The 8,916-nt window shown below is 74.5% G+C and carries 6 protein-coding genes and 1 pseudogene; 4 read left to right on the forward strand and 3 right to left on the reverse strand.

Features of this window, described 5'->3' with window-relative positions:
* Positions 1 to 127: 127 nt before the first annotated feature.
* The 4 genes and pseudogenes from GQS09_RS24320 to GQS09_RS31080 all read left to right on the forward strand — a co-directional run bounded on the left by GQS09_RS24320 (position 128) and on the right by GQS09_RS31080 (position 5,502).
* Entirely contained in the window at positions 128 to 1,771 is a 1,644-nt protein-coding gene (locus GQS09_RS24320; protein WP_165989725.1) for an alpha/beta hydrolase, read from the forward strand.
* Positions 1,772 to 2,037: 266 nt separating this feature from the next.
* Positions 2,038 to 3,732, forward strand: coding sequence for an alpha/beta hydrolase (locus GQS09_RS24325; protein ID WP_165989726.1), 1,695 nt, complete (start codon positions 2,038 to 2,040; stop codon positions 3,730 to 3,732).
* Between the two features lie 23 nt (positions 3,733 to 3,755).
* A pseudogene (locus GQS09_RS24330) lies at positions 3,756 to 5,414 on the forward strand (alpha/beta hydrolase); the annotation flags it as partial.
* A gap of 19 nt (positions 5,415 to 5,433) precedes the next feature.
* Positions 5,434 to 5,502 carry a hypothetical protein gene (locus GQS09_RS31080; protein WP_399552593.1) on the forward strand — a complete coding sequence of 23 codons (69 nt, stop codon included), beginning with the start codon at positions 5,434 to 5,436 and terminating at the stop codon, positions 5,500 to 5,502.
* A gap of 80 nt (positions 5,503 to 5,582) precedes the next feature.
* On the opposite strand, the gene moeZ is transcribed toward GQS09_RS31080, so the two are convergent.
* The 3 genes from moeZ to GQS09_RS24345 all read right to left on the reverse strand — a co-directional run bounded on the left by moeZ (position 5,583) and on the right by GQS09_RS24345 (position 8,679).
* Positions 5,583 to 6,761, reverse strand: a complete 1,179-nt coding sequence (moeZ, locus tag GQS09_RS24335; RefSeq protein ID WP_165989728.1) for an adenylyltransferase/sulfurtransferase MoeZ — start codon at positions 6,759 to 6,761, stop codon at positions 5,583 to 5,585.
* Between the two features lie 62 nt (positions 6,762 to 6,823).
* On the reverse strand, positions 6,824 to 7,576 hold the full coding sequence (locus tag GQS09_RS24340; RefSeq protein WP_313896317.1) for a spherulation-specific family 4 protein: 753 nt from the start codon (positions 7,574 to 7,576) through the stop codon (positions 6,824 to 6,826).
* Positions 7,577 to 7,704: 128 nt separating this feature from the next.
* Positions 7,705 to 8,679: an NAD-dependent epimerase/dehydratase family protein gene (locus GQS09_RS24345; RefSeq protein WP_165989730.1), complete on the reverse strand. Its 975-nt coding sequence runs from the start codon at positions 8,677 to 8,679 to the stop codon at positions 7,705 to 7,707.
* Positions 8,680 to 8,916 lie beyond the last annotated feature (237 nt).

Here is an 8,916-nt window from a genome sequence, read left to right on the forward strand (position 1 = left end):
AGCGGGCCGAGCGGGCCGAGCGGGCCGCAGGGCGTCTCACCCGGTCGCGCGCCTGCGGGTGCGGGGAGCCGCCCGGGGTACGGATGATGAACCTTCGTGTACGGAAGGCGTACCGAAGGGACCTGAGATGAGCCGAGCCCGGCACCGGACGGCCCGTACCGCCCTGGCCGCCACCGCGGCCGCAGCGCTGCTGCTCGCCGCCTGCACGGGCAGCGACAGCGGCGGGGAGAACGCCACCGCGAACGCCGCCCCCGTCCAGACCGCCAGCGCCGACCCGGCCGACCGGGGCACCGGCACCGCGGACCTCCCCGCGTCGCTGACCGGCCAGCGCCCCGAGTGGTCCGCGTGCGGCGCCCCCACCGCCGCCCAGGGCGGCGACGCCCGGGCCCCGGGCACCCTGCGGGACGGCACCGCCTGGGAGTGCGCCACCCTCACCGTGCCGCTGGACTACTCCGACCCCGGGGGCAGGACCCTGGAGATCGCCATGATCCGGGCCCGGGCCGCCGAGGAGGGCGGGGAACGCATCGGCTCTCTGCTGTTCAACTTCGGCGGACCCGGCGGCTCCGGCGTGGTCACCCTGCCGGCCTTCGCCGAGGAGTACTCCGCCCTGCGCGAACGGTACGACCTGGTCAGCTTCGACCCGCGCGGCGTCGGCGCCAGCGCGGGCGTGAAGTGCCTGAGCGACAAGCGGCTCGACGAGTACTTCGCCTCCGAACTCGTCCCGGACAATGCGGCGGAGGAACGCGAACTGCTGGACCGCATCCAGACCTTCGCGGACGGCTGCGGCACCGAACACCCCGATCTGCTGCCGCATCTGACCACCACCAACACCGCCCGGGACATGGATCTGATGCGGGAGGTGCTGGGCGACGACGAGCTGCACTACTTCGGCATCTCCTACGGCACCCAGCTCGGCGGCGTCTACGCCAACCTCTTCCCGGAACGGGTGGGCCGGGCGCTGCTGGACGCCGTGGTCGACCCCACCCGCACCGACGCGGAGAGCGCCCTCGGCCAGGCCAAGGGCTTCCAGACGGCGCTGGAGGCCTTCCTGGAGGACTGCGCGCGCGAGGACGACTGCCCGCTGGGCACCGACCCCGGGCAGGGCCAGCAGCGGCTCGTCGAGCTGATGGACGGCCTGGCCGGGGACCCGATGCCCACCCAGAACCCGGACCGCCCGCTGACCCGCTCGCTCGCCTGGAGCGGCATCGCCCAGTCGCTGTACTCCCAGGACTTCTGGCCGTTCCTCACCCAGGGCCTGGAGGACGCCCTCGACCCGGACGACCCCGACGGCACCATCCTGCTGGCGCTGGGCGACGCCATGAACGGACGCGCCTCCGACGGCACCTACTCCACCCTCCAGTCGTCCTTCCTCGCCATCAACTGCGCCGACTCCAGCCTGCGGTACGACACCGGGGACGTGACCCGCCGGCTGCCGGAGTTCCGCTCCGCCTCCCCGGTCTTCGGCGAGGGCCTGGCCTGGTCGATGCTGGGCTGCACCGGCTGGCCGGTGGAGGGCCAGCGCCCGCACCCCGTGGTGGCCGCCGAGGGCTCGGCGCCCATCCTGCTGATGGGCACCACCGGCGATCCGGCCACCCCGTACGAGGGCACCGAGCGCATGCGTGAGGCGCTGGGCGAGGACATCGCCGTGGTGCTCACCTACGAGGGCGAGGGCCATGGCGCCTACTCCAGCGGCAACGCCTGCGTGCAGGACGCGGCCAACGCCTACCTGCTCCGCGGCACGCTGCCCGAGTCCGGCCTGACCTGCGGGTGAGCCGCGCCCCGTGGCCCTCGGCGCCTCCGCCGCGGGGCGGTTCACCACGGTGGCGGGCGCGGCCGCCGGCTGCCCGGGCCGCTGCTCACCCGGTATCCCGCCCGGCGCCGTCGCACACCTGTTCCACGCCCTGCAGGCCGCAGGGCGGTACCCTTCCGGAAGGGACGACGGGGGCCGTCCCGGCGCGGCCGGCGCAACCGCGCCCGGCGGACGGCGGGCGAACCGGCGGGCCGCGGCAGCCGAACCGACCGACCGCGCGGGGGACCATGCACGGACGACGCCCGCTCCAGGGCGCGGCACCGACCGCCGCCCTGCCGGTCCCCGCCCCTGTCCTCGCCCTGGCGCTGGCCATGGTGCTGGCCCTGGTCCCCGCCCTGGCCGCCTGTTCCCCCGGCGCCGCGGGGGACGACGAGCCGCTGGCACCGGGCGATCCCGCTCCCTCCCCGGCCGGGGAGGCGAGGCCCGCGCCCGACGGCTCCCCCTCCCCCTCCCCCGGGGCCGGACTGCCGCCACTGCCCGGGCACGTCACCGGGCAGGAACCCGACTGGACCGACTGCCCGGCGCCCAGCGCGCTGCAGGGCGGCGGCGAGGCGCCCGGCGCCCCCTGGCAGTGTGCCCGGCTCACCGTCCCGGTGGACTACACCGACCCCGGGGGCGAGACCCTCTCCCTGGCGCTGATCCGCATCCCCGCCGAGCGGAGCACCCGCCGGGTCGGCTCGCTGGTGCTCAACTTCGGCGGGCCGGGCGGCTCCGGCGTGGCCGCCCTGCCCCGCATGGAGCCCCTGTTCGGCGCCTTGCGCAGCGGCTTCGACCTGGTCAGCTTCGACCCGCGGGGCGTGGGCGACAGTTCGGGCGTGGTCTGCCGGGACGATGCCGCGACCGACGCGGCGCTCCAGCAGGAGACCTTCCCGGAACATCCCGCCGAGGGCCGGAACTACCTGCTCGGCCGGCAGCGGTACGCCGCGGCCTGCCGGGCCTCCCCCGCCGGCGGGCTGCTGCCGCATCTGACCACCGCCAACACCGCCCGCGATCTGGACCTGCTGCGCGAGGTGCTGGGCGAGAGCCGGCTGCACTACTACGGCGCCTCCTACGGCACCAAGCTGGGCGCCGTGTACGCCGCGCTCTTCCCGGAGCGGACCGGGCGGATGGTGTTCGACGCGGTGGTGGACCCGACCCGCGACCTCACCGGCCGGGCGCTGATCCAGGCCACCGGGTTCCAGACCGCCCTGGACCACTTCCTGGCGGACTGCGCGCGGCGCCCCGGCTGCCCCACCGGCACCTCCGCCGAGCCGGCCGGCCATCACGCCGCCCTGTCCGGGTTCCTGGACGGCCTGGAGGAGCATCCGCTGCCCACCTCCTCCGGCCGGGCGCTCACCGAGCATCTGGCGGTCTTCGGGATCATGGGCTCGCTCTACTCGCCCTCCTCCTGGCCGCGGCTGCGCGAGGCGCTCGACGAGGCCATGCACTCCGGCAGCGGGGACGCCCTGCTGGCCGCGGCCGACCGCTACTACGGGCGGGACGGCCAGGGCCGGTACCGCAATCTGCACGCCGCCAACACCGCCGTCAACTGCGCGGACTTCGCCTCCCGTCCCGGCCTGGAGGCGGTCCGCGCGCACTGGGACGAGTTCCGCGCGGCCGCCCCGGTGCTCGGCGAGTACCTGGTCTGGGATCTGCTGGGCTGCGCCGGCTGGCCGGTGGTCTCCGAGGCCGACCGGCCGGAGGTGGAGGCCGAGGGCGCCCGGCCGATCCTGCTCATCGGCACCACCGGCGACCCGGCCACCCCGTACGCGGGCACCGCACGCATGCGCGAGGCGCTCGGCGGCGAGGAGGCCGGCGTCATCCTGACCTACGACGGCGAGGGCCACGGCGCCTACACCTCCGGCAATTCCTGCGTCGTCGACGCCGTCAACGGCCACCTGCTGTCCGGCACCACGCCGGAGGACGGCATGATCTGTAGCTGACACACGACCCAGGGGGAACTCTGATGCACCACCGCCACCGCCGTCCCGGCCGCCTACGCCGCCGAATACCCGGCGGATGCCGCGCGCCGGTCCTCACCGCCCTCGCCCTGCCGCTGTCCCTGCTCCTCACCGCCTGTTTCTCCGCAGGCCCGGACGAGCCGGAGCCGCCGAAGCCCACCGGCGGCGTCGGCCAGTCCACCCCGGCCGCGCAGGCCTACCCGGGGATGCCGGACGCCATCGCCCAGCAGCGGCTGAACTGGGAGGACTGCGAGGAGCCCACCGTGCTCCAGGGCGGGGGCGAGGACCCGGGCGAGCTGCCCGACGACACCCCCTGGCAGTGCACCACCCTCACCGTGCCGCTGGACTACGACCGGCCGGAGGGCGAGACCATCGGCCTGGCCCTGATCCGGGCGGTCTCCACCGCGGAGGGCACCGACCGGATCGGCTCACTGCTGGTCAACTTCGGCGGGCCGGGCGCCTCCGGGGTGGCCACCCTGCCGGCCTTCGCCGAGGACTTCGCGTCCCTGCGCGACGGCTACGACCTGGTCAGCTTCGACCCGCGGGGCGTGGGCGAGAGCGCGGGCGTGGTCTGCCTGGACGGGGAGGCCACCGACGCCGCCGGGCAGGAACTCGGCTCGATGCCGGACACCGCGGCGGAACTGGAGCTGTACGACCGGCTCAACGAGGAGTTCATCGCCGCCTGCGAGGCCAACTCCGGCGCGGTGCTGCCGCACCTGAACACCGCCAACACCGCCCGGGACCTGGACCTGATGCGCCATGTGCTGGGCGACACCAAGCTGCACTACCTGGGCTTCTCCTACGGAACCGAGCTGGGCGCGGTCTATGCCTCGCTGTTCCCGCAGAACGTGGGGCGGGCCGTGTTCGACGCCGTGGTGGACCCCACCGCCCTGGACACCGCGGCCCACGCCCTGGACCAGGCGGCCGGGTTCCAGCTGGCCCTGGAGAACTACATGGCGGACTGCGCCGCCACCGAGGGGGACGCCTGCCCCACCGGCCCCGGCGGCAAGGAGGGCACCGCACGCCTGGCCGCGTTCCTGGACTCCCTGGCCGACGACCCGATCGCCGGCGACAGCGAGCGGGAGCTGACCCAGAACCTGGCCCTGACCGGCATCGTGGCCACCCTCTACGACGAGGAGACCTGGGAGTACCTGACCCTGGGGCTGCAGGCCGCCATGGAGGAGGAGGACGGCTCCCTGCTGCTGGCCTTCGCCGACTTCTACAACGGCCGCAGCGAGGACGGCCGGTACAGCAACCAGAACGACGCGCACACCACCATCAGCTGCAACGACGACCCGGCCGGGCTCGGCCGGGAGGCCGTGGAGCAGCACCGCGACGAGTTCGAGGCGGCCTCGCCGGTCTTCGGCCCGTACCTGCTCTGGGCGGTGGAGGGCTGCACCGGCTGGCCGGTCACCGCGGACAGCGAGCACTACGAGAAGGTCGAGATCGACGCCACCGGCTCCGCCGAGATCCTGCTGATCGGCACCACCGGCGACCCGGCCACCCCGTACGAGGGCACCGAGCGCATGCGGGACGCGCTGGGCGAGGGCGTCGGCGTCATGATCACCTACGACGGCGAGGGCCACGGCGCCTACGGCAACGACGACTGCATCGACGACGCGGTCGACGAGTACCTGCTGGCCGGCCTCATCCCGCAGGACGGACTCNGGCAACGACGACTGCATCGACGACGCGGTCGACGAGTACCTGCTGGCCGGCCTCATCCCGCAGGACGGACTCGTCTGCGGCTGACCCGCCCGGCCGGAGAGCCCCGCACATGACGGGCCCCGGACGCCTGAGGCGTCCGGGGCCCGATCGCCGGGGCGGAGCCGTCAGTAGACCGGCTTGTGGGGTTCGACGGTGTTGACCCAGCCGATGACGCCGCCGCCGACATGGACGGCGTCGGCGAAGCCGGCGTTCTTCAGCACCGCCAGGACTTCCGCGGAGCGGACACCCGTCTTGCAGTGCAAGACGATCCGGCGGTCCTGGGGCAGATCCTCCAGGGCGCGGCCCATCAGGAACTCGTTCTTCGGGATCAGCCGGGCCCCCGGGATGGCGACGATCTCGTACTCGTTCGGCTCCCGGACATCGATGATGTCCAGCTTCTCGCCGCTGTCGATCCACTCCTTGAGCTGCGCCGGGGTGATGGTGGCACCGGCGGCGGCCTGCTGGGCCTCGTCCGAGACCACGCCGCAGAACGCCTCGTAGTCGATCAGCTCGGTGACCGTCGGGTTCTCGCCGCAGACCGCGCAGTCCGGGTCCTTGCGGACCTTGACCTGCCGGTAGTTCATCTCCAGGGCGTCGTAGATCATGAGCCGGCCGACCAGCGGGTCGCCGATCCCGGCGAGCAGCTTGATGGCCTCGTTGACCTGGATGGAACCGATGGAGGCGCAGAGCACCCCGAGCACCCCGCCCTCGGCGCAGGACGGCACCATACCGGGCGGCGGCGGCTCCGGGTACAGGCAGCGGTAGCAGGGGCCGTGCTCGGACCAGAAGACGGAAGCCTGGCCGTCGAACCGGTAGATCGAGCCCCAGACGTACGGCTTGTTCAGCAGCACGCAGGCGTCGTTGACCAGGTAGCGGGTGGCGAAGTTGTCGGTGCCGTCCACGATCAGGTCGTACTGGGCGAACAGCTCCATCACGTTGGAGGCGTCCAGCCGCTCCTCGTGGATGTTCACCTGCACATACGGGTTGATGCCCAGCACCGTCTCCTGGGCGGAGAGCGCCTTGGGCTTCCCGATGTCCGCCTGGCTGTGGATGATCTGGCGCTGGAGGTTCGACTCGTCGACGACGTCGAATTCCACGATGCCGAGCGTTCCGACGCCGGCCGCGGCCAGGTACATCAGCGCCGGCGAGCCCAGGCCGCCGGCACCCACGCACAGCACCTTGGCGTTCTTCAGCCGCTTCTGCCCGTCCATCCCCACGTCCGGGATGATCAGGTGGCGTGAGTACCTGCGGACCTCGTCTACGGTGAGCTCGTCGGCCGGCTCGACCAGGGGTGGCAGCGACACGGGGACTCCGTTGGTAAGGGGACACAGGTTGTCGTCTCCGCGTAACACTGCCACGCCCGATCTCATTCCGAGACACCCGTACCGACGCATGAGACGAATCTGTCCCAGTAGCCGGGCAGTGCGGCCCAGGGGTCGGTGCCGGCACGGCCGGGCCGGACGCCGCCGGTGCGGACGGTGCCGCCGGTGCGGTCGGTGACGAAGACCGAGCCGGCGCCCTCCCGGCCGGCCGTCCGCAGCACCTGCGGCAGGGCGGGCTCCGGCACCCCGTGCACCAGGTGGCAGAACCGCGCCGCCGGATAGCGCCGGGTCCACTCCGGGGCCCGGTAGCAGCGGTACTGCGCCCAGCTCCCGCGGAAGGTGACCAGCTGCCGCACGCCCGGTATCCGGGCATACCCGGCGTGCGGATGCCGGCCGTCCGCGCCGGTGTGGTGCCCCAGCACCAGCCGGGCGCCCGGCCGCAGCACCGTCAGGGTGCGGGCCAGCGCGGCCGTCCGGTCCAGCTCCTCCGGCCCGCCCGGGCAGGCGTCCAGCAGAAAGCCGTCCACCCGGTACCAGGACACGTAGCGGTGCGCCTCGGCCACCAGCTCCCGGTACGGCCGCGCCCCGGACTCCAGGCCGAGCAGGCCCAGCACCCGGCGCCCGCAGACCCGCAGCCGGGCCGCGGCCGTCCCGAGGAACGGATCGGGGCGGATGCCCGGCCCGCCGGCCGGACCGGACGCGCCGAGCACCGCCCAGTCCAGCGGCAGTCCGGGCCGCGTCAGTTCGGCCCACTCCAGCGGCGCCAGCAGGGGATGGCCGAAGCCCGGCACCGCCACGGCCCGCGGGCGCCCCTCGGGAGGTCCGGGCCGGGGGGCGCGACGGAGGCGGCGGGCAGGGCCGCCCGCCCCGCCGCCCGCCCGGGGCCAGGACGGCCGCGGCGGGGTCCGCAGGGGCGTGCCCGGTCTCACATCCGGCATGCCGCCTCCATCCAGATGTCGCCCAGCGACTCCTCCAGGGTGATCCGCGCCCGCCAGCCCAGCCGGTCCCGGGCCGAGCGCACGTCCGCCTGCTGCCAGGCCCCGCAGCCGTCCGGGTACGGCGGGTGGTGCGGCGGCCCGGCGGCCGGTCCCGGACCGTGTCCGCGCCCGTCGTCCGCCCGCTGCGCGGGCAGCACGGAGGCCGGGCCGGCGTCGAGTTCGTGCAGTGCTCCGGTGAACCCGGACAGCCGGGAGAGCGTGACCGCGGCCTCGCGCAGCCGCACCGCGTGCCCGCTGCCGATGTTCACCACGCCCTGGGCGCCGGACAGGGTGGCGGCGTGCACCGCCCGGGCGATGTCGCGGACGTCCACGAAATCCCGCTGCACGCCCAGCCCGGTGAGCTTCAGCTCGGTGTCGCCGTGCTGCATGGCCCGGCGCAGCGAGTCCGCCAGCCGGCCCAGCGGCGAACCGGCCGGGGTGCCGGGGCCGGTCGGGGAGAACACCCGCAGCACGATGGCATCCAGCCCGGAGCCGAGCACGAGTTCGGAGGCGGCCAGCTTGCTCACCCCGTAGGGGCCGCCGGGCCGGGGCGTGGCGTCCTCGGTGAGGGACGAGCCGGGCTGCGACGGGCCGTACTCGGCGGCGCAGCCGATGTGCACCAGCCGGGCACTGCACCGGCTGCGGCGCAGCGACTCGCAGACCGTGGCGGTGGCCACGGTGTTGTGCCGGATCAGCTCGGCGGCGGTGCCCCGGATGGCGCCCGCGCAGTTGACCACCACACCGGGGTGGACGGCGTCCAGGAACCGGGTCAGGGCGCCGGGGCTGCCGGTGGCCAGGTCGAACCGGACGTCGGCGTCGTCCCCCCGGCCGAGGGCGGTGAGGTGGACGGCGGGATCGGCAAGAAGCCGGTCGGCGACGAAGCGGCCGATATACCCGCTCGCGCCGAGCAGCAGCACTCTCATGGGTGGTACTCCTTCATGACGTTCAGGGTGTTCATGGCGTTCATGGCCTGGGTCCGCGCGCGGGGGAGCACGCACCGCCCGGACGGTCGGAGAAGTCGGTGGCCAGGGCGCCGAAGTCGGCGGCGAAGCCGGCGGCGGGCGCCCGGCCGGCCGGGGACCCGGAAGGGCACCGGGACGGCGACGGCGACGGGGAACGGCGGCGGCCGCGCCGGATGCCGCCCGGGCCCTCCCCGGCGG

Source organism: Streptomyces sp. YIM 98790 (assembly GCF_011421595.1).
In the GTDB taxonomy this organism is placed as follows: domain Bacteria; phylum Actinomycetota; class Actinomycetes; order Streptomycetales; family Streptomycetaceae; genus Streptomyces.

Coding starts and splice junctions, on each gene's coding strand:
- GQS09_RS24320 (WP_165989725.1), top strand. CDS start 128: ATGAGCCGAGCCCGGCACCGGACGGCCCGTACCGCCCTGGCCGCCACC.
- GQS09_RS24325 (WP_165989726.1), top strand. CDS start 2,038: ATGCACGGACGACGCCCGCTCCAGGGCGCGGCACCGACCGCCGCCCTG.
- GQS09_RS24345 (WP_165989730.1), bottom strand. CDS start 8,679: ATGAGAGTGCTGCTGCTCGGCGCGAGCGGGTATATCGGCCGCTTCGTC.